The sequence below is a fragment of the Micromonospora zhanjiangensis genome (assembly GCF_042650605.1).
Lineage (GTDB): Bacteria > Actinomycetota > Actinomycetes > Mycobacteriales > Micromonosporaceae > Micromonospora_J > Micromonospora_J zhanjiangensis.
In genome coordinates this window covers 115,117-136,793 of the sequence record NZ_JBHSBN010000018.1, presented here as the reverse complement: position 1 = coordinate 136,793, position 21,677 = coordinate 115,117, and the positions used below count along the sequence as shown (strand labels likewise).

Annotated in this window: 4 protein-coding genes and 1 pseudogene; 4 read left to right on the top strand and 1 reads right to left on the bottom strand. The window is 74.5% G+C overall.

The features are described from left to right. The 4 genes and pseudogenes from ACFOX0_RS23280 to ACFOX0_RS23265 all read left to right on the top strand — a co-directional run. A partial coding sequence (locus ACFOX0_RS23280; protein ID WP_377549598.1) for an SDR family NAD(P)-dependent oxidoreductase occupies nucleotides 1–6,755 on the top strand: 6,755 nt, incomplete at its 5' end. Between the two features lie 47 nt (nucleotides 6,756–6,802). Further along, nucleotides 6,803–17,809: pseudogene (locus ACFOX0_RS23275) on the top strand (type I polyketide synthase); the annotation flags it as partial. 17 nt (nucleotides 17,810–17,826) lie between these two features. Beyond that, nucleotides 17,827–20,085: a type I polyketide synthase gene (locus ACFOX0_RS23270; RefSeq protein WP_377549594.1), complete on the top strand. Its 2,259-nt coding sequence runs from the start codon at nucleotides 17,827–17,829 to the stop codon at nucleotides 20,083–20,085. Nucleotides 20,086–20,113: 28 nt separating this feature from the next. Continuing rightward, a complete protein-coding gene (locus tag ACFOX0_RS23265; RefSeq protein WP_377549592.1) occupies nucleotides 20,114–20,869 on the top strand; it encodes a thioesterase II family protein in 756 nt (251 codons plus the stop codon). Nucleotides 20,870–20,919: 50 nt separating this feature from the next. On the opposite strand, the gene ACFOX0_RS23260 is transcribed toward ACFOX0_RS23265, so the two are convergent. Next, nucleotides 20,920–21,597 carry a TetR/AcrR family transcriptional regulator gene (locus ACFOX0_RS23260; RefSeq protein WP_377549590.1) on the bottom strand — a complete coding sequence of 226 codons (678 nt, stop codon included), beginning with the start codon at nucleotides 21,595–21,597 and terminating at the stop codon, nucleotides 20,920–20,922. Between the last annotated feature and the right edge of the window lie 80 nt (nucleotides 21,598–21,677).

Genomic DNA, 21,677 nt, shown 5'->3' with positions numbered 1-21,677 from the left:
TCACCACCACCGGCACCACCCCCCTCACCACCACCCACGCCCTCCAACTCCTCGACCAAGCCCTCACCACCACCACACCCACCCTCATCGCCGCCAACCTCAACCCCACCGCACTCCACCGCGCACGGGTCCGGCGACGTCGGGGCGGCGGTCTGGCCGGGCTGCCGGCGCGGGAGGTTCCGCAGGCGGCTCTGCGGCTGGTCCGGGAGCAGGTGGCGGCGGTTCTCGGGCACACCGGGGCGGCGTCGGTCGACGCGGAGCGGCCGTTCACCGATCTCGGCTTCGACTCGCTCACCGCCCTGGAGCTGCGCAACCGGCTGGCCGCCGCCAGCGGGCTGACGCTGCCGGCGAGCCTGGTCTTCGACCACCCGAGCCCGCAGGCGGTGGCGGATCACCTCACCGGGCGGCTCACCGCGGGCGGTGCCACGGTCACGGCAACGGCATCCGCGCGTACGGACGAGCCGATCGCGATCGTGGGCATGGCCTGCCGGCTGCCCGGTGACGTGTCGAGCCCCGAGCAGTTGTGGCAGATGCTGGCCGACGGCCGGGACGCGATCGGTGACTTCCCCACCAACCGGGGCTGGGACCTGGACCACCTGTTCCACCCCGATCCCGACCACGCCGGCACCAGCTATGTGAACCAGGGTGGTTTCCTGCACGACGCCGACCGGTTCGATCCGGAGTTCTTCGGGATCAGCCCGCGCGAGGCGCTGGCCACCGACCCGCAGCAGCGGCTGCTGCTGGAGACCACCTGGGAGACGTTCGAACGGGCCGGCATCGACCCGCACAGCCTGAACGGGACGCAGACCGGCGTCTTCACCGGGCTGATGTACCACGACTACGCCGGCGGCAGCGCGCCACACGGCTACGAGGGTCAGCTGCTCACCGGGGTCAGCGGCAGTGTCGCGTCGGGGCGGATCGCCTACACGTACGGGCTGCAGGGCCCGGCCGTCACGATCGACACGGCGTGTTCGTCGTCGCTGGTCGCGATCCACCTGGCGGCCCAGGCCCTGCGTAACGGGGAGTGCGGTCTGGCGCTGGCCGGCGGGGTCACGGTCGTCGCCACCCCGAACGTCTTCGTCGGTTTCTCCCGGCAGCGGGGTCTGTCCCCGGACGGCCGGTGCAAGGCGTTCGCCGACAGCGCCGACGGCACCGGCTGGGCCGAAGGCGCCGGCATGCTCCTGCTGGAGAAACTCTCCGACGCCCAAGCCAACGGCCACCCGATCCTCGCCGTCATCCGCGGCACCGCGATCAACCAGGACGGCGCCTCCAACGGACTCACCGCACCCAACGGCCCCGCCCAACAACGCGTCATCCAACAGGCCTTAGCCAACGCCGGCCTCACCCCGAACGACATCGACGCCATCGAAGCCCACGGCACCGGCACCCGACTCGGCGACCCCATCGAAGCCCAAGCACTGACCGACACGTACGGCACCGGCCGCCAGCGGCCCCTGTGGCTCGGCTCCCTCAAGTCGAACATCGGCCACGCGCAGGCCGCCGCCGGAGTCGCCGGAGTCATCAAGATGACCCTCGCCCTGCAAAACCAGCAACTACCCCAAACCCTGCACGTCGACACGCCAACCAGCCACATCGACTGGAACGACAACCCACTCACCCTGCTCACCGAGCCCCAGCCCTGGCCGACGGGTGACGTCAAACGCCGGGCCGGCATCTCCTCCTTCGGCATCAGCGGCACCAACGCCCACCTCATCCTGGAGGAGGCGCCCACCGTCGAGACCCCGGCCGTGGAACCGGCCGAACAGCCGCTCGCCTTCGTCCTCAGCGCCCGCTCGGAGACGGCCCTGCACCGCCAGGCGGACCGGCTGGCCGAGTTCCTCGCCGGTCACCCGGAGGTGCCGGAGGCCTCGGTGGCGCGGTCGCTGACCGGCCGGGCGCGGTTCGAGCAGCGGGCGGTGCTGGTCGCCGACGGCCACGACGAGCTGCGCCAGGCGCTGACCGCGCTGGCCGGCGGCACGGCGGGGCCCGGCGTGGTCACCGGCACTGCCGGCCGGCCGGGGCCGACCGTGTTCGTCTTCCCGGGGCAGGGTTCGCAGTGGACCGGCATGGCCCGGGCGCTGATGGCCGAGTCCCCGGTGTTCCGGGAGCGCATCCACGAGTGTGCGGCGGCGCTGTCGGCGTACGTCGACTGGGACCTGATCGCCACGCTGAACGGTGACGAGACCGCGGCCGATCTGACGCGCGTCGACGTGGTCCAGCCCGCGCTGTGGTCGGTGATGGTGTCGCTGGCCGCGGTGTGGGAGTCCTGGGGCGTACGGCCCGGCGCGGTGATCGGCCACTCCCAGGGTGAGATCGCCGCGGCCGTCGTGGCCGGTGCGCTCACCCTCGACGACGGCGCCCGCGTGGTGGCGCTGCGCAGCCAGGCGCTGCGGGCCATCACCGGCCCGGGCGGCATGGCTTCGGTCCCGCTGCCCGCCGACCGGGTGCGCGAGCGCATCGCCGGCACCGACGTGAGCATCGCCGCGGTCAACGGGCCGTCGGTGACGGTGCTCTCCGGGTCGGCCACCGAGCTGGCGGCGCTCGTCGCGGCGTACGAGGCCGAAGGGGTCCGGGCCCGGATCATCCCGGTGGACTACGCATCGCACTCGACGCACGTCGACGCCATCCGCGACGAGGTGCTGCGGCTGCTCGACGGCATCCGGCCGCGGACCGCACCGATCGCGTTCTACTCCACCGTCGAGGCCGAGCCGGTGGACACCGCCGGGCTGGACGCCGACTACTGGGTGCGCAACCTGCGGCAGACGGTCCACTTCGGGGCGACCGTGGAACGGCTGCTCACCGACGGGTACGGCGTTTTCGTCGAGTGCAGCGCCCACCCGGTGCTGACCGTCGGGGTGCAGCAGGTCGTGGAGGCGTCCGGGGCCGGCGACCGGGTCGTGGTCGGATCGCTGCGCCGCGACGACGGTGGGATGCGCCGCATGCTCACCTCGGTGGCCGAGTTGCACACCGGCGGCGGCCCGGTCGACTGGGACCGGCTGCTACCCGCGGCGCCGGTGACACAGCTGCCGACGTACGCCTTCGACCACGCCGGCTTCTGGATGCCGGCCGCCACCGGAACGGCCGCGGCCGGCGGCGGCCCGCACCCGCTGCTCACCGGTGTGGTGGAACGCGCCGACGGGCAGGGTGTCCTGTTCACCGGCCACCTGTCGGCCCGGTCGCAGACGTGGCTGGCCGACCACTCGGTCTTCGGCAGTGTGCTGCTGCCGGGCGCCGCGTTCGTGGACCTCGCCGTCCGGGCCGGTGACCACGCCGGCTGCGGCACGATCGAGGAACTGGTGATCGACGCGCCGCTGGTGGTGCCGGACGGCACGGTGGTGTCGCTGCAGGTGCTGCTGGCCGAGCCGGACGAGCAGGGCCGCCGGCAGCTGGAGGTCCACGGTCGGGCGGGCGACGCGCCGTGGCGCCGGCACGCCGTGGCCACCATGGTCGCGGCACCGCCGGAGACCGCCGCACCCGGCTGGGTGTGGCCGCCGGAGCACACCGTCGACGTGCCGGTGGGCGGCGCCTATCCGGAGCTGGCCGGGCTGGGGCTGGAGTACGGCCCGGCGTTCCAGGGGCTGCGGGCGGTCCGCCGCGGCGGCCGGGACGTCTACGTCGAGGCGGAGCTGCCCGAGGCGGCCGGTGCCGGTGACTTCGGCATCCATCCGGCGCTGCTGGACGCGATCCTGCACGGGCTGGCGTTCAGTGCCGACGGCGCCGAGACGCGGCTGCCGTTCTCCTGGTCCGGGGTGACGCTCAGCGCGGTCGGTGCGGGCCGGGTCCGGGCCCGGATCTCTTCGGCTGGCGAGGACGTGTACACGCTGGACGTCGTGGACGCCGCCGGGGCTCCGGTGCTGCGGGTGGACGCGCTGGCGGTCCGGCCGGTGCGCCCGGCCCAGGTCGCCGGGCCGGCCGCCGACGACCTGCTCGCCCTCGACTGGGTGCCCGCCCCCGGCGCCCTGGAGGCGACCGAGCCGGGTGCGGGCCTGACCCTGCTCGGCGGTGACCCGCTGGGCTTGGCGGACCTGTTGCCGCAGGTCCGCCCGGCCGCCTCGGTCGACGACGCGGTCACGGACGGTGACGCCGCGGGAGCGGTCCTCACCGTGGTGTCCGGCGAGCCGGTACGCGACGCGCTGGACCGGGTGCTGCCGCTGCTGCAGGCGTGGATCGACGACGAGCGGCTGGCCGACCGGCGGTTGGTCGTGGTCACCCGGGAGGCGCTGGCCACCCACCCCGGCGAGGAGGTCACCGACTCGGCCGCGGCTGCGGTGTGGGGCCTGGTCCGGTCGGCGCAGACCGAACATCCGGGCCGGTTTGCGCTGATCGACGTGGATGGGCGGGACGCCTCGCTGAGCGCCCTGGCGGCGGCGGTCGCGTCCGGGGAACCGCAGCTGGCGCTCCGCGCGGACACGGTGCTGGTGCCCCGGTTGCGGCGGGCCGCCGAGCTGGCCGGGCTGCCGGTCCCGGACGGTGACGAGCCGTGGCAGCTGGACGCGTCGGTGAAGGGCAGTCTGGACCGACTCGAGCTGGTCCCGTGCCCGGAGGCGAACGCCCCGCTGGCCGAGGGCCAGGTGCGGCTGGCGGTCCGCGCCGCGGGCCTCAACTTCCGGGACATCCTGATCACCCTGGGCATGGTCCGCGACGACGGCCGCCCGGCCGCGTCCGAGGGCGCCGGTGTGGTGCTGGAGGTCGGCCCGGGCGTCACCGGGCTGCGGCCCGGCGACGAGGTGATGGGGCTGATCGGCCGGATCGGGCCGGTGTCGGTGGCCGACAGCCGGCTGCTCGTCGGCAAGCCGGCGAACTGGACGTTCGCCGAGGCCGCCGGGGCGCCGGTGGTGTTCCTGACCGCCCTGTACGGCCTGCGCGACCTGGCCCGGGTGCGCTCGGGCGAGCGGCTGCTGATCCACGCCGCGACCGGTGGTGTCGGCATGGCGGCCACCCAGCTGGCGCGGCACTGGGGCCTGGAGGTTTACGGCACGGCGAGCCCCGCCAAGTGGGACACGCTGCAGGCCATGGGCTACCCCGGCACGCACATCGCCTCGTCGCGCACCCTGGACTTCGAGCATGCGTTCGCCGGTGGTGTCGACGTGGTGCTCAACAGTCTGGCGGGCGACTACGTGAACGCCTCGCTGCGGCTGCTCGGCGACGGTGGCCGGTTCATCGAGATGGGCAAGACCGACATCCGGGACGCCGAGGAGGTGGCCGCGGCCCATCCCGGGGTGCGCTACGCGGCGTTCGACGTGATGGACCCGGGTCCCGACTACGTCCAGAGCATGCTGCGGGACCTGCTGGAACTCGCCCGGCAGGGGGTGGTCACCCCGCTGCGCACGACCGCCTTCGACATCCGTCAGGCACCGGCCGCGTTCCGGTACCTGAGCCAGGCCCGGCACACCGGCAAGGTGGTGCTCACCCTGCCGGCGCCGGTCGACACCGGTGGCACGGCGCTGATCACCGGGGCGACCGGCACACTCGGCGGGCACGTCGCGCGGCACCTGGTCACCCGGCACGGGGTGCGCCACCTGCTGCTGGTCAGCCGGCAGGGGCCGGCGCACCCATCGGCCGCCGCGCTCACCGCGGAGCTGGAGAGCTTGGGGGCCCGGGTAACCCTGGCCGCAGCCGACACCGGGGACGCCGGGGCGCTGCGCCGGCTGCTGGACGGCATCGATCCGGGGCATCCGCTCGCCACGGTGGTGCACACCGCCGGGGCGCTGGCCGACGCCACCGTCGACCGGTTGACCGGTGACCTGATCGACACGGCGCTGCGGCCCAAGGCCGACAGCGTGGACCACCTGGACCGGCTGACCCGCGACCACCCGGTACGGCACTTCGTGGTGTTCTCGTCGGCGGCCGGGACGATGGGCACCGCCGGGCAGGGCGCCTACGCGGCGGCGAACGCGTACCTCGACGCCGTGGCCCAGCAGCGGCGGGCGAGGGGCCTGCCGGCGACGTCGATCGCGTGGGGTCTGTGGGCCGACGCGAGCGGCATGACCGGGCACCTGTCCGACACCGACCGGCAGCGGATGGGCCGCGGCGGTTTCCTGCCGCTCGGCACCGAGCAGGGCCTGGACCTGTTCGACGCGGCGATCACCGCTGACCGGGCGGCGGTGCTGGCGGCCCGCACCGACATGCAGGCGCTGCGGGAACACGCGCCGGCGCTGCTCGGGGTGCTGGACCGGCAGCCGGCCCGGCGGGTGGCCGACTCGGCCGGTGCCGGTGGCGGTGGCGCCTCGGCGTTGCAGGCCCGGCTCACCGGCCGGACCAGTACCGAACAGACCGGGCTGCTGGCCGAGCTGGTCCGCGACAGTGTCGCCGCGGTCCTCGGGTTCAGCGGCGCCGCCCCGGTGCACAGCGACCGGACGTTCAAGGAGCTCGGCTTCGACTCGCTCACCGCGCTGGAGCTGCGCAACCGGCTCAACACGGCGACCGGTCTGCGGCTGCCCGCCACCCTGGTCTTCGACCACCCGACGGTCGACGCCCTGGCCGAGCACCTGTGTGACCTGGTGGCTCCCGAGCCGGTCGCCCCGGCCGCCACCGTTCTCTCCGAACTCGACCGGTTCGAGGCCGTGCTGACCGACCTCGAAACCGACGCCGACCAGCATCAGCGCATCGCGGCACGCATCCAGGCCCTGCTGTGGAAGTGGAACAGCGGCCAGTCCGGTGCCGGCGACACCTCGACCGACTCCGGCGACCTCGATCTCGTCAGCGACGACGACCTGTTCGACGTCCTTGACAACGAGCTGGGCCTGGGCCAGTGAATCCGCAAACGACGAGAAGGGCGGCCGCCGTGCCGGACAACACCAACGAACAGACCCTTCGGGAATACCTCAAGCGCGCCACCAACGAGCTGCGCAGCACCCGGCGGCTGCTCGCCGAGCAGGAGGAGCGGGCGCACGAGCCGATCGCCGTCGTCGCGATGAGCTGCCGTTTCCCCGGCGGCGTGGACAGCCCGGAACAGCTGTGGGAGGTGCTGGCCGAGGGCTGCGACAAGCTGTCGGACTTCCCCGAGGACCGGGGCTGGGACACCGCGGCGATGTACGACCCCGAGCCCGGCCTGCCCGGGAAGGTCTGCACCCGGCGCGGTGGCTTCGTCGACGGCGCGATGGATTTCGACGCGGGATTCTTCGGGATCAGCCCGCGGGAGGCACTGGCCATGGACCCGCAGCAGCGGCTGCTGCTGGAGACGTCCTGGGAGGTGTTCGAGCGGGCCGGACTGGACCCGACCTCGGTCCGCGGCAGCCGTACCGGGGTGTTCCTCGGGGTCATCGCCCAGGGGTACGGGGGCACCGATCCCCGCGACGCCACCGAGGACCTCGAGGGATATCTGCTGACCGGCACCACGCCCAGTGTGGCGTCGGGCCGGGTGGCGTACACCTTCGGGCTGGAGGGTCCCGCGGTGTCGATCGACACCGCCTGCTCGTCGTCGCTGGTGGCACTGCACCTGGCGGTACGGGCGCTGCGCAGCGGCGAGTGCACGATGGCACTGGCCGGTGGCGCGACCGTGATGTCGACACCCGGCATCTTCCTGGAGATGAGCCGCCAGCGGGGGCTGGCCCCGGACGGCCGGTGCAAGGCGTTCGCCGACGCGGCCGACGGCACCGGCTTCTCCGACGGTGCCGGCGTGGTGCTGCTGGAACGGCTCTCCGACGCCCGCCGGCTGGGGCACCCGGTGCTCGCGACGGTCCGCGGCACCGCCCTCAATCAGGACGGCGCCTCCAACGGGCTGACCGCGCCCAGCGGGGCGGCCCAGCAGAAGGCGATCGAGCAGGCCCTCGCCGACGCCGTGCTGACCGGGCACGACGTGGACGTGGTGGAGGCGCACGGCACCGGCACCCGGCTCGGTGACCCGATCGAGGCGAACGCGCTGCTGGCCACCTACGGCCGCGAGCGGGACCCGGCCCGGCCGCTGTGGCTCGGCTCGGTCAAGTCGAACCTGGGCCACACGCAGGCCGCGGCCGGTGTGGCCGGGCTGATCAAGATGGTGCTGGCGATGCAGCACGGCCTGCTGCCGCGGACGCTGCACGTCGACACGCCCACCCGGCACGTGGAGTGGGACGGCGCCGGTGTGCGCGTACTGACCGAGGCCCGGCCGTGGGACACCGCGGCCGACCGGCCGCGCCGGGCCGGGATCTCGGCGTTCGGCATCAGCGGCACCAACGCCCACGTGATCCTGGAGGCCCCCGACCGGGCCGACGCCGCCGAGCCGGCCGGCGAGCCGCGGCCGCGGCTGGTCGCCGTGCCGCTGTCGGCCCGCTCGGAACCGGCGCTGGCCGCTCAGGCCACCCGGGTCCGAGCCCTGCTCGCCGACCCGGCGATCACCGAGGCCGACCTGGGCTACTCGCTGGGGCTGTCGCGGGCCGCACTGGACCACCGGGTCGTCGTGGTGGCCGACAACCGCGACGAACTGCTGGCCGGGCTGGACGAGATCGCCGGCACCGGGCTGCCCGGCGCCACCGTGGTCCGCGGCACCACCGGCCCGGCCGGCAAGACCGTTTTCGTCTTCCCCGGTCAGGGTTCCCAGTGGATCGGCATGGCCGTCGGGCTGCTGGACAGTTGCGAGCCGTTCGCGGCCCGGCTGCACGAGTGCGACCGGGCGTTGCGGGCGTACGTGCCGTGGTCGCCGATCGACGTGCTGCGCGGGACGCCGGGCGGGCCGGACCTCAACCGGGTCGACGTGGTGCAGCCGCTGCTGTGGGCGGTGATGGTGTCGCTGGCCGAGGCGTGGCGGTCATCCGGCGTACAGCCGGATGCCGTGGTCGGGCACTCGCAGGGTGAGATCGCCGCCGCCTGTGTGGCCGGCGCCCTGTCACTGGAGGACGGCGCCCGCGTGGTGGCGCTGCGCAGCCAGGCGCTGTCGGCGATCGCCGGGCGCGGCGGCATGGTGTCGCTGGCCGTGCCCGCCGCCGACGTCCGCGAGCTGATCGCCGGGTGGGACGGGCGGATCGGGGTGGCGGCCGTCAACGGCCCGGCGGCCACCGTCGTCTCCGGTGACGCCGACGCTCTCGCCGAGCTGATGGCGGTCTGCGAACGCGACGGCCTGCGGGCCCGGACCGTCCCGGTGGACTACGCCTCGCACGGCCCGCACGTCGATGCGATCCGGGACCGCCTGGCCGAGGTGCTGACCGGCATCACCCCGCGGGCGGCCGACGTGGCGTTCTACTCGACGGTGACCGGCGCCGTGACCGACGGGGCGTCGCTGGACGCCGGCTACTGGTTCACCAACCTGCGGCAGCCGGTCGAGCTGGAACAGGCGGTGCGCCGGCTGGCCATCGACGGTTACCGAGTGTTCATCGAGTGCAGCCCGCACCCGGTGCTCACCTCCGGCGTCCAGGGCACCGTGGACGACCTCGGGCCGGCCGTCGGCCAGGTCACCGTGGTCGGCACCCTGCGCCGCGACGACGGCGGCCCGCGGCGGCTGCTGACCTCGCTGGCCGAGGCGTGGGCCGGCAACGCCCGCGTCGACTGGGGCCGGGCGGTGGGCCCGGCCCGCCGGATCGACCTGCCGACCTACCCGTTCCAGCGGACCCGCTACTGGCTGGCCCCGCCCGAGCGCACGATCGTGGCCGAGTCGGCGGCGGACGCGCGGTTCTGGGACTCGGTGACGCGTACCGACGTGGCGCAGGTCGCCCGGGAGCTGTCGGTCCGGCCGGACACCCCGCTCGAGGCCGTCGTCCCGGCGCTGTCGTCGTGGCGGCGGCGGGCCCAGGACGAGGCCCGCGCCGACGGCTGGCGCTACCGGCTGCAATGGCAGCGGCACCAGGCCGGGACGGCAGTGCGGGGCCACTGGCTCGTCGTGGTCACCGGTGACGGCCGGGACAGCGCGACGTACGCGGCGGTCGTGGCGGCGCTGTCCGCCCGGGGCGTCCAGGTCAGCACCTTGGTGGTGCCGGCCGCGGAGCGTGGCCCGGTGAGCGAGGCGCTGGCGTCGGCCGGCCCGGCCGACGGTGTGCTGTCGCTGCTGACGCTGGACGAGACGCCGGACGCCGCCCACCCCGACCTGCCGGCCGGGCTCACCGCCCAGCTGGCGCTGATCCAGGCGCTGGCCGACCGGCCGGTGGCGCCGCTCTGGACGGTCACCCGGGGCGCGGTGTCCACCGGCGCCACCGACACGGCGTCGGCCGCCGCCCAGGCCGCGGCCTGGGGCCTCGGCGGGGTCGCCGCGGTCGAGCAGCCGGCGCTGCACGGCGCGCTGGTGGACCTGCCGGAGGAGCTCGACAACGCGGCGCTCGACCGGTTCTGCGCGGTGCTCGGCACCGCGGCCGGCACGGAGGACCGTTTCGCGGTACGCGGCGGCGCCGTGCTGGTTCCGCGGCTGGCGCGGGCCCCGCGGACCACCGGCGCGTCCGCGTGGCAGCCGTCGGGCACGGTGCTGGTCGTCGGCGGCACCGGCGGGCTCGGCGCCCACGTGGCGCGCCGGCTCGCCGAACAGGGGGTGTCCCGGCTGGTCCTGGCCGGGCGGCGCGGCCCGCAGGCGCCGGGCGCCGAGGAGCTGGCCGCCGAGCTCACCGCGGCGGGCACCCCGACCACGGTGGTGGCGTGCGACGCCGCGGACCGGGACGCGCTGGCCGCGCTGCTGGATTCGGTACGCGGCGGCGACACCCCGCTCACCGCGGTGGTGCACACCGCCGGGGTACGCGCGGACGCGCCGGCCGGTGAACTGACCGCCGAGTCGCTGGCCGCCGCCCACCGGGGCCGCGCCCTGGTCGCGGCGAACCTGACCGAGCTGGTCGACGAGCAGCTGGTCCTGTTCTCGGCGCTGTCGGCGGTGCTGGGCCTGCCCGGCCAGGCCGGGTACGCCGGTGGCAACGCCGTGGTCGAGTCGCTGGCCCGGCAGCGGGCCGCGGCCGGGCGCCCGGTGGTGTGCCTGGGCTGGGGCCCGTGGGCCGATTCCGGGGTGGCCGAGGACCCGGAGACGATCGCGGTCCAGCACCGGCACGGCATCCCGCCGATGGAGCCGCGGGTCGCGCTGGCCGCGATGGGTGACGCGATCGCCGACGGCGAGGTGTCGCTGTACGTGGCCGACATCGACTGGCGCCGGTTCGGAGCGGCGTTCACGGCGAGCGGCTCCCGGCCGCTGATCGCCGGCATCCCGGAGGCCCGGACCGGCGGCGCCGAGGAGGAGCCGGCCACCGCCGGTGCCGGTACGGCGCTGGCCGCGCAGCTGGCCGCCGTGCCGGAGGCCGACCAGCTGCGGATGCTGCTGGAGGCGGTGCAGGTCCAGGTCGCGCTGGTGCTCGGGCACGGCTCGGCCGGACCGATCCGGCCGGACATGCCGTTCAAGGACGTCGGCTTCGACTCGATCATGGGGGTGGAGCTGCGCAACCGGCTGAACCGGCTGACCGGTCTGCGACTGCCCGCCACGCTGGTCTTCGACTACCCGTCCCCGGTGGTGCTGGCCGAGTACCTGCGGGCCGAACTGGCCGGGGTGACAGCCGGGCCGGGCGAGGTGGCCTGCCCGGGCGCCTCCGACGAGCCGATCGCGATCGTCGGCATGAGCTGCCGGTTCCCCGGTGGGGTGCGCGGGCCCGATGACCTGTGGCGGCTGGTGGAGTCCGGCACCGACGCGGTCGCCGAGTGGCCGGAGGACCGCGGCTGGGACGCCGCCGGCCTCTACCACCCGGATCCGGACGAGACCGGCCGCACGTACACCGTCAGCGGTGGTTTCCTCGACGAGCCGGCCCACTTCGACGCCGGGTTCTTCGGGATCAGCCCGAAGGAGGCCACCGCGATGGACCCGCAGCAGCGGCTGCTGCTGGAGTCGACGTGGGAGGCGCTGGAGCAGGCGGGCCTCGACCCGCACGGGGTCCGCGGCAGCCGCACCGGGGTGTTCGTCGGGATGAGCTATCAGGATTACCTGGCCCGGCTGCGGCACGCGCCGGACGGGTTCGAGGGTCACCTGATGATGGGCAACACCGCGAGTGTGGGTTCCGGCCGCGTGGCGTACACCTTCGGGCTGGAGGGCCCGGCGCTGACCATCGATACGGCCTGCTCGTCGTCGCTGGTGGCGATGCACCTGGCGGCGCGGTCGCTGCGTTCCGGCGAGTGCACGATGGCCCTGGCCGGCGCGGTCGTGGTGATGGCGACGCCCGGCATGTTCCTGGAGTTCAGCCGGCAGCGGGCGCTGGCCCCGGACGGTCGGTGCAAGGCGTTCGGCGCCGACGCCGACGGGTTCGGTGCGGCCGAGGGCGTCGGCATGCTGGTGATGGAGCGGCTGTCCGACGCGGTCGCCAACGGTCACCGGGTGCTGGCGGTGGTCCGCGGCACCGCCACCAACCAGGACGGGGCCTCCAACGGGCTGTCCGCCCCGAACGGGCCGGCACAGCAGCGGGTCATCCGGCAGGCGCTCAGCGACGCCGGCCTGACCGCCGGTGAGGTGGACGCGGTCGAGGCGCACGGCACCGGAACGGCGCTGGGCGACCCGATCGAGGCGCAGGCGCTGTTCGCCACGTACGGCCGCGACCGGAACCCGGAGCAGCCGCTCTGGCTGGGCTCGCTCAAGTCGAACATCGGGCACGCGCAGGCCGCGGCCGGTGTCGGCGGCGTCATCAAGATGATCATGGCGATGCGGCACGGCACCCTGCCCCGTACCCTGCACGCCGACGTGCCCAGCCCGCACATCGACTGGTCGCCCGGCACGATCAAGCTGCTCGGCGAGAACCTGCCCTGGCCGAGCACCGGCCGGCCGCGGCGCAGCGCGGTCTCCTCGTTCGGCATCAGCGGCACCAACGCGCACGTCATCCTCGAGGAGCCGCCGGCCCCGGCCGAGGTGCCGCCGGCCGGGGCGCCGGCCGCGCCGGTCCTGCCGATCCTGCTGTCCGCGGCCTCCGAAGCGGCGCTGCGGGACCAGGCCACGCTGCTGCGCGCCCAGCTGAGCCCGGCGGTGGCGCTGCCGGACCTGGCCCACGCGCTCAGCTTCGGGCGGGCCCGGCTGCGGCACCGGGCGGTGCTGCTCGCCGGCGACCACGACCGGCTCGGCGACGCGCTCGACGCGCTCGCCGGGCAGCGGCCGTCGGCCGACGTGGTTCTCGGCGCCGCCAACCCGGCCGGGCGTACCGTGCTCGTCTTCCCCGGCCAGGGTTCGCAGTGGCCGGCGATGGCCCGCGAGCTGCTCGACACCAGCCCGGTGTTCACCGGCGCGATCGAGGAGTGCGAGCGGGCACTGCAGCGGTACGTGCCGTGGTCCCTGACCGCCGTCCTGCGCGGCGAGCCCGGCACGCCGGAGCTGACCGCCGCCGAGGTGGTGCAGCCGGTGCTGTTCGCCGTCATGGTGGCCCTGGCCCGGCTCTGGGAGACCTTCGGGATCCGCCCGGACGCGGTGGTCGGGCACTCCCAGGGCGAGATCGCCGCGGCCCACATCGCCGGTGCGCTGTCGCTCGACGACGCCGCCCGGGTGGTGGCGTTGCGCAGCCAGGCGCTGACCGCGATCACCGGCCGCGGCGCGATGGCGTCGGTGGCGCTGACCGCCGCCGACGTCCGGGAGCGGCTGTCGGCCTGGCCCGGCCGGCTGGACGTGGCCGTGGTCAACGGCCCGCGGGCCACCGTGCTGTCCGGTGACGCCGACGCGGTCGCCGAGTTCGTGGCGGCCTGCGAGGCCGAGGGCATCCGGGCCCGCACCGTGCCGGTCGACTACGCCTCGCACGGCCCGCACGTCGACGCCATCCGCGAGCGGCTCGCCGAGGTGCTGTCCGGGATCGAACCGCGGACCGCGCCGATCGCCTTCTACTCCACCGTCACCGGTGAGCCGGTCGACACCGCCGGGCTGGACGCCGGGTACTGGTTCACCAACCTGCGGCAGCCGGTCGAATTCGAGCGGGCCGTGCGCCGCCTGGCCGCGGACGGTTTCCGCACCTTCGTCGAGTCGAGCCCGCACCCGGTGCTGCTGACCGGGCTGCAGGACACCCTGGAGGACGCCGGGATCACCGACGCGGTGTGCACCGGGACGCTGCGCCGCGACGAGGGCGGTCTGGTCCGGGTCCTGACCGGGGCGGCCGAGTTGTTCGTACGCGGCGCGCCCGCCGACTTCACCGGATACCTGCCGGGCACCGGCCGGCCGGTGGACCTGCCCACCTACCCGTTCCAGCGGCAGCGCTACTGGCTGGAGGCGCCCGCGGAGGCGGCCGACGCCGGTGAGCTGGGCCTGGAGCCGGTGTCGCACCCGCTGCTGGGCGCGGCGGTGGCGATGGCCGACGGGGACGCGACGGTGCTGACCGCGAGCCTGTCCACCCGTACCCACCCGTGGCTGGCCGACCACGCCGTACACGGCACCGTGCTGCTGCCCGGCGCGGCCCTGGTCGAGCTGGCCGTGCGGGCCGGTGATCAGGCCGGCTGCGGCCACCTGCGGGAACTGACCCTGCAGGCGCCGCTGATCCTCACCGGCGAGGCGGCTCAGGTGCAGGTCGTGCTGGGCGGCGCCGGTGCGGACGGGGCCCGGCCGGTGAGCATCCACTCCCGTACGCCGGGACGCCCGTGGGTCTGTCACGCCGAGGGTGTGGTGGACGACGCCGCCCCGGCGGCCGAATTCACCCTGGACGCGTGGCCGCCGCCGGGTGCCGAGCCGATCCCGCTGGACGACCTGTACGCGCGGCTCGCCGAGGTCGGACTCGACTACGGGCCGGCGTTCCGCGGGCTGCGGGCGGCCTGGCAGCGCGACGACCGCGTCTACACCGAGGTGGTGCTGGCCGCCGGCGCGCCGGACGGCTTCGGGATCCATCCGGCGCTGCTGGACGCGGCACTGCAGGGTGTGGCGCTGACCCCGGCGGCGGCCGCGGTCGGTAACGGGATCGTGCTGCCGTTCGCCTGGTCCGGGGTGACCCTGCACGCTGTCGGCGCCTCGGCGCTGCGGGTGGAGCTGCGCCCGGCCGGGCCCGGTGCGGTCGGCCTGCGGATGGCCGACGCGTCCGGTGCCGCGCTGGCCACGGTCGAGGAGCTGTCCCTGCGGCCGGTGTCGCGCGGCCAGCTCGACCTGGCCCGCACCAGCCACCACGACGCCGAGCACACGGTCGCCTGGCAGCCGTTCACGGCCGGTGGCGAGCCGTCGCCGTGCGCCGTGCTCGGCGACTTCCCGTACGACCTGGGCCCGGCCACCGTGCGGGCGACCGATCTGGACGCGCTGCGGGAGGCTCCGGTCCCGCCGGCCGTGCTGGTCGCCGCGCCCCGGGAGGTCCCCGCCGGTGACCCCCGCGCCGCGATCGAGCCGGTGTTGCGCCTGCTCCAGCAGTGGTTGCGGGATCCGGCGTTCGAGGGTTCACGGCTGGTCGTGATCACCCACGACGCCGCCGCGGTCCGCCCCGGCGAGCACCTGACCGGACTCGCCTCCTCCTCGGTGTGGGGCCTGGTCCGTTCCGCGGAGTCCGAGCATCCGGGCCGGTTCTCGCTGGTCGACCTGGACGGGCGGCCCGGCGCCGCGGCGGCGCTGCCGGCCGCGGTCTGGACCGGTGAGCCGCAGGTCGCCGTCCGCGAGGGAGCGCTGTTCGTGCCCCGGCTGGTCCGGGCCCGGGCCGACCGGGCCCTGGTGCCGCCGGCCGGCGCCGAGACCTGGCAACTGGTGGTCGACGGCGCGGGCGGCTTCGACGATCTCGCGCTGGCCGAGTTCCCGCAGGCGACCGCGCCGCTGACCGACGGTCAACTGCGACTGTCGGTACGCGCCGTCGGCGTGAACTTCCGGGACGTGGTCCTGGCACTGGGCATGGTCGCGCAGGACGGCCGGGCCGCGGCCACCGAGGCCGCCGGCGTGGTGCTCGAGGTCGGCCCGGGCGTGACCGGTGTGCGGCCCGGCGACCGGGTGATGGGCCTGATGAGCGCCGGGGTCGGCCCGGTCACCACGACCGACCACCGGCTCGTGACCCGGATCCCGGACGGCTGGAGCTTCGCGCAGGCGGCGGCCACCCCGGCGGCCTTCCTGACCGCCCTGTACGCGCTCCGTGACCTGGCCCAGGCACAGCCGGGCGAGCGGCTGCTGCTGCACGCCGCGGCCGGCGGGGTCGGCATGGCCGCCACCCAGGTCGCCCGGCACCTCGGGCTGCAGGTGTACGGCACGGCCCACCCCGGCAAGTGGGAGACGCTGCGCCGCCTGGGTTACCCGGACGCGCACATCGCCTCGTCCCGCACGCTCGACTTCGAGCAGGCGTTCTCGGGCGGCGTCGACATCGTGCTCAACTCGCTGGCCGGTGACTTCGTCGACGGGTCACTGCGGCTGCTGCGCTCCGGTGGCCGCTTCGTCGAGATGGGCAAGACCGACATCCGTGACGCCGAGGCGGTGGCGGGCGCCCATCCGGGAGTCCACTACCAGTCCTTCGACGTCCTCGACCGGGGCCCCGAGCACGTCCGAGCCATGCTCGCCGATCTGCTCGAGCTCGCCGAGCAGGGGGTGATCAGCCCGCTGCCGATCACCGCCTTCGACATCCGGCAGGCCCCGGCCGCCTTCCGCCACCTGTCGCAGGCCCGGCACACCGGCAAGATCGTGCTGACCCTGCCGGCCCCGCTGGACCCGGAGGGCACCGTGCTGGTCACCGGCGCCACCGGCACCCTGGCCGGTCACCTGATCGACCACCTGGTCACCCGGCACGGCGTACGGCACCTGCTGCTGGCCGGCCGGCAGGGGCCGCACCACCCGCGGGCGGCCGAGCTGACCGCCCGGCTGGAGGGCCTCGGCGCCCGGGTGACCCTGGCCGCCTGCGACACCGGCGACCCGGCCGACCTGACCCGGCTGCTGTCCATGGTGGACCCGGCCCATCCACTCACCACCGTCGTGCACACGGCCGGCGCGCTGGCCGACGCCACCCTCGACGCGCTCACCGAGCATCACCTGCAGACCGCGCTGCGCGGCAAGGCGGAGGGCGCCTGGCATCTGCACACCGCGATCAGGAACCATCCGGTCACCCAGTTCCTGATGTTCTCCTCGGCGGCGGGCACTCTCGGCAACGCCGGACAGGCGAACTACGCGGCGGCCAATGCCTACCTGGACGCACTGGCCCAGCACCGGCACGCCGCCGGTGAGCCCGCCACCTCGCTGGCCTGGGGGCTGTGGGACCTGCCGGACGGCATGACCGGTCATCTGCGCGCGGCCGACCACGCCCGGGTCGCCCGCAGCGGCGTCCTGCCGTTCTCCATCGCGGAGGGGCTGGCCATGTTCGACGACGCGCTGGCCGCCGGCCTGCCGGTACACATCCTCAACCGCTTCTCCCCCTCGGCGCTGCGGGCCCGCGCCGAGGCGAAGATGCTGCCGCCGATCCTGACCGGGCTGGCCGCCCGGCCGGCCCGGCGCACGGCCGCTGACGGCGACATCGGCGGGTCGATGACGCTGAGCCGCCGGCTCGCCGCGCTCGACCAGGCCGGGCAGGTCGACCACGTGCTGGACCTGCTGCGCCGGCACGTGGCCACGGTCCTCGGGCACACCGACCCGAACGCGCTGGACGCCGGGCTCGCGCTCAAGGAGCTCGGCTTCGACTCGCTGTCGGCGGTGGAGTTCCGCAACCGGGTCAACGCGGCGACCGGATTGCGGCTGCCGGCGACCGCCGTGTTCGAGTACCCCACCCTCGACGCGCTGTCCCGCCACGTCATCGGCGAGCTCGCGCCGGCCGCCGAACCGGCGGGCGCACCGGCGGCCGTGCTCGGCGAACTGGCCCGGGTCGAGACGATGCTCGGCACGGTCCAGTTGGACGACGCCGCCCAGTCGGCGGTCGGCCGGCGGCTGCGGGACCTGCTGGCCCGCGTCGACGGTACGGCGGCCGGCTCGGACGGCACGGCGGACCGGCTCGCCGAGGCCAGCGACGACGAGATCTTCGACTTCATCGAGCGCGAGCTCAAGATCTGATACGGGGAGACGATCCGATGTCCAACGAGGAGAAACTCCGGGACTTCCTCCGACGGGTGACCGCGGAGCTGCACCAGACACGCGAACAGCTGCGTGACGTCATCGAGCGGGCACACGAACCGATCGCGGTGCTCGGGGCCGCCTGCCGACTGCCGGGAGCCGGCTCGCCGGGAGAACTCTGGCGGCTGGTCACCGGCGAGGTGGACGCGATCAGCCCGTTCCCGCCGGACCGGGGCTGGGATCTGGCCGCGCTGGCCGGGTCCGATCCGGAGGCGCCGGGTACGTCGTACGTCAGTGAGGGTGGTTTCCTCGCCGACGCCGCCGGTTTCGACCCGACGTTCTTCGGGATCAGCCCGCGCGAGGCCGTGGCCATGGACCCGCAGCAGCGGGTGCTGCTGGAGTGCGCGTGGGAGGCCTTCGAGCACGCGGGGATCGACCCGCACACGATGCGCGAGTCCCGTACCGGGGTGTTCGCCGGTGTGGTGCACCAGGACTACCTGACCCGGCTGCGGAGCATCCCGGTGGAGCTCGAGGGCTACCTCGGCACCGGCATCTCGACCAGTGTCGCGTCCGGCCGGATCGCCTATCTGCTCGGCCTGCGCGGCCCGGCGCTCACCGTCGACACCGCCTGCTCGTCCTCGCTGGTCGCCCTGCACCTGGCCGTGCAGTCGCTGCGCCGCGGCGAGTGCGACACCGCGCTGGCCGGCGGCGCCACCGTGATGGCGACTCCCGGCATCTTCCAGGAGTTCAGCCGGCAACGAGGGCTGTCCTGGTCGGCCCGGTGCAAGGCGTTCGGCGCCGAGGCCGACGGCACCGCTTTCGCCGAGGGCGCCGGGCTGGTGGTGCTGCGCCGGCTGTCCGATGCGGTGGCGGCCGGGCAGCCGGTCCTGGCCGTGATCCGCGGCAGCGCGGTCAACCAGGACGGCGCGTCCAACGGGCTGACCGCACCCAACCGGCAGGCTCAGGAGGAGGTGATCCGGGCCGCGCTCGCCGATGCCCGGATCGGCGCCGACGAGGTCGACGCCGTGGAGGCGCACGGCACCGGAACGCCGCTGGGTGACCCGATCGAGGCGCGGGCGCTGCTGGCGACCTACGGCCGGGACCGTGATCCGGGGCAGCCGCTGTGGCTGGGCTCGCTCAAGTCGAACGTCGGCCACACCCAGGCCGCGGCCGGCATCTGCGGGGCCATCAAGATGATCGAGGCGCTGCGCAACGAGCTGCTGCCCCGGACGCTGCACGCCGACGAGGCCACCCCGCACGTCGACTGGTCGCCGGGCACGGTGCGGCTGCTGTCGGAGAGCCGGCCGTGGCCGCGCACCGACCGGCCCCGGCGCGCCGCGGTCTCCTCGTTCGGTTTCAGTGGAACCAACGCCCACGTCGTCCTGGAGGAGGCCCCGGCGCTCACCGGGTCCGGAGCCGAAGCAGGGTCTCTGCCGGACGGAACTGCGCTGCCGTGGCTGATCTCCGGAGTGGGCGAGGCGGCGCTGCGGACCCAGGCGGCCCGGCTGCTGGATTTCCTCGACGGCACCGGATTCAACGCCGGGGACATCGCCTACTCGCTCGCCCTCACCCGGGCCCGGCACAGCCACCGCGCGGTGATCCTGGGTGGGACGAGCGCCGAGCTGCTCGACGGCCTGCGGGCCGTCACCGCCGGCGACCAACCGCCCAGCGTGGTCATCGGAGTCACCCGCGCCGGGACGGCCGCCGTGCCGGCCACCACGGCGCTGCGGAAGCTCGCCGAGGCGCACGTCCACGGCGGCGAGGTGGACTGGGCGGCCTGGTTCGCCGGCCTTGGCTGCCGGCGGGTCGACCTGCCGACGTACGCCTTTGCGCGGGAGCGGCTGTGGCTGCTGGACGACGCCGCCGCCGAACCGGGTCACACCGACCCGGTGGCGAGCGTGATTGTGGACTGGGCTGCGGCCGACGCCGCCGGGCCGGTGCCGGGTGGACAGTGGCTGGTCGTCATCCGCGACGGTGCACCGTCGCCGGCGGACCTGCCGACGCTGTTGGATCGGCACAGCATCGTGCCCACCCGAGTCGGTTTCGACCCCACGCAAAGCCGCGAGGCCCTGGCGGCGCGGCTGCGCGAGGCGGCCGAGCAGGCCCGACCGCTCGCCGGCGTGCTCGCCGTACCCGACGGCGACGGTGCGATGCAGGACACCGCGGCGCTGCTGCACGCGATGTCCGACGCCGGCCTCGATGTCCCGTTCTGGTACGCCGGCGATGCCGCCGCCCCGGCCACGGTCGGCTGGACTCCCACCCCCGTCGCCGTCTGACTCCGACACTCACCGAGGAGGCACCCGAATGAAAACAGTCGCCAGCCCGTGGATCCGCAACTTCCAACCGGCGCCCGACGCTCCGGCACAGCTGGTGTGTCTGCCGCACGCCGGTGGCAGCGCCGCCTTCTACCTGCCGATGGCCCGAGCCCTGACGCCCGGCGTCGATGTCCTGGCCATCCAGTACCCCGGCCGACAGGACCGGCGCCGCGAGGGTTTCGTCCCGTCGGTCCAGCAGATGGCCGAGCTGATCGCCAGAGAGATTCGGCCGCTGCTTGATCAGCCGACGGCACTGTTCGGGCACAGCATGGGCGCCGCGATCGGGTTCGAGTTGGCCGCCCTGCTGGAGGCCGACGGTGCGGACCTGCTCGGCCTGTTCGTCTCCGGCCGGCGGGCGCCGTCGGCGATGCGCGACGAGGCGGTGCACCGGCTCGCCGACCGCGAGCTGATCGAGGAGCTCAAACGGCTGGGGGGCACCGACCCGACTACCTTCGACGATGACGAGTTGGTGCAGATGTTCCTTCCCGTGGTGCGGGCGGACTACCGGGCCATCGAGACGTACCGGCATCGGGGCGGCCCGGCGCTGCGCTGTCCGATCGTGGTGCTGACCGGGGACGCCGACCCGCACGTGACCCGGGCCGAGGCCGAGGCCTGGGCGAAACACACCACCGGCGGATTCGAGCTGGTCAGCTTCCGTGGCGGGCACTTCTACCTGCTCGACCATGCCGGACAGGTGATCGGCGTGCTGTCCGAGCGGCTTTCCGGAGCCCTCGCGACCCGCTGACCCGCGAGAGCGGTCGGACCCGGTCAGGGTCCGGCCGCTCTCGCGCGGAGTCAGCCGGTCGCCGGCAGGTATCGGCGTTGCAGGCCTTCCAGCAAGGCGATCAGGCCCGCCTCGAACAGTTCGTCGGATCCCACCTCCACCTGCCAGGCATGGAACACCACGGGAATCACCGACTCGAGCCCTTCCAGCGCCTCCGCCGAGTACGGCGTCTCACCACCGTACGGCTCGGCGGCTTCGGCCAGGACGTGCCCGATGGTGAACTCGACCGCAGTGGTCATCGCGATTACGGCGCCGCGCAGGTCCAGGCCGGCGTCCATGAAGGTGGACAGGATCCGTTCGAAGGCAGCCAATGCGTGCGGACTGCGGACCGGGCGGGTGGAGATGACCGGCAGCGCGTGCGGATGCCGTTTGAGGACTTGCCGGTAGGTCCGCATCACGGCGGCGAGCCGTTCGGTGGTCTCGGCGTGCGGTTCGAGCTGGCTGAGCTCCCGGTCGAGCTCAGCCAGGATCGCGTCGACGACGCCGTCGAACAATGCCGCCTTATTGGGCAGATAGTAGTAAACGCTCATCGGATCAACGCCGAGAACGGCACCGAGTCTACGCATGGATAATGAACTCAAGCCATCCGAGTCGAGAATCGCCAGGGCAGCTGAAATGATTACGTCCCGACTCAGTGAACGTCTCGGCGACACGTCAGATTGCGGTCCCCGCCGGCTCGCCGGACTCATGATCCGTCGCCGTTCCTGCCAGCGCGAACCGGACAGGAGCAATACCGCTCGCTCTTAATCGCCATAGCCGGACTTTACTA

Bases quoted from the DNA above. Each gene is read 5' to 3' on its own strand.
- ACFOX0_RS23270 (WP_377549594.1), top strand. From the start codon at position 17,827: ATGTCCAACGAGGAGAAACTCCGGGACTTCCTCCGACGGGTGACCGCG.
- ACFOX0_RS23265 (WP_377549592.1), top strand. From the start codon at position 20,114: ATGAAAACAGTCGCCAGCCCGTGGATCCGCAACTTCCAACCGGCGCCC.
- ACFOX0_RS23260 (WP_377549590.1), bottom strand. From the start codon at position 21,597: ATGAGTCCGGCGAGCCGGCGGGGACCGCAATCTGACGTGTCGCCGAGA.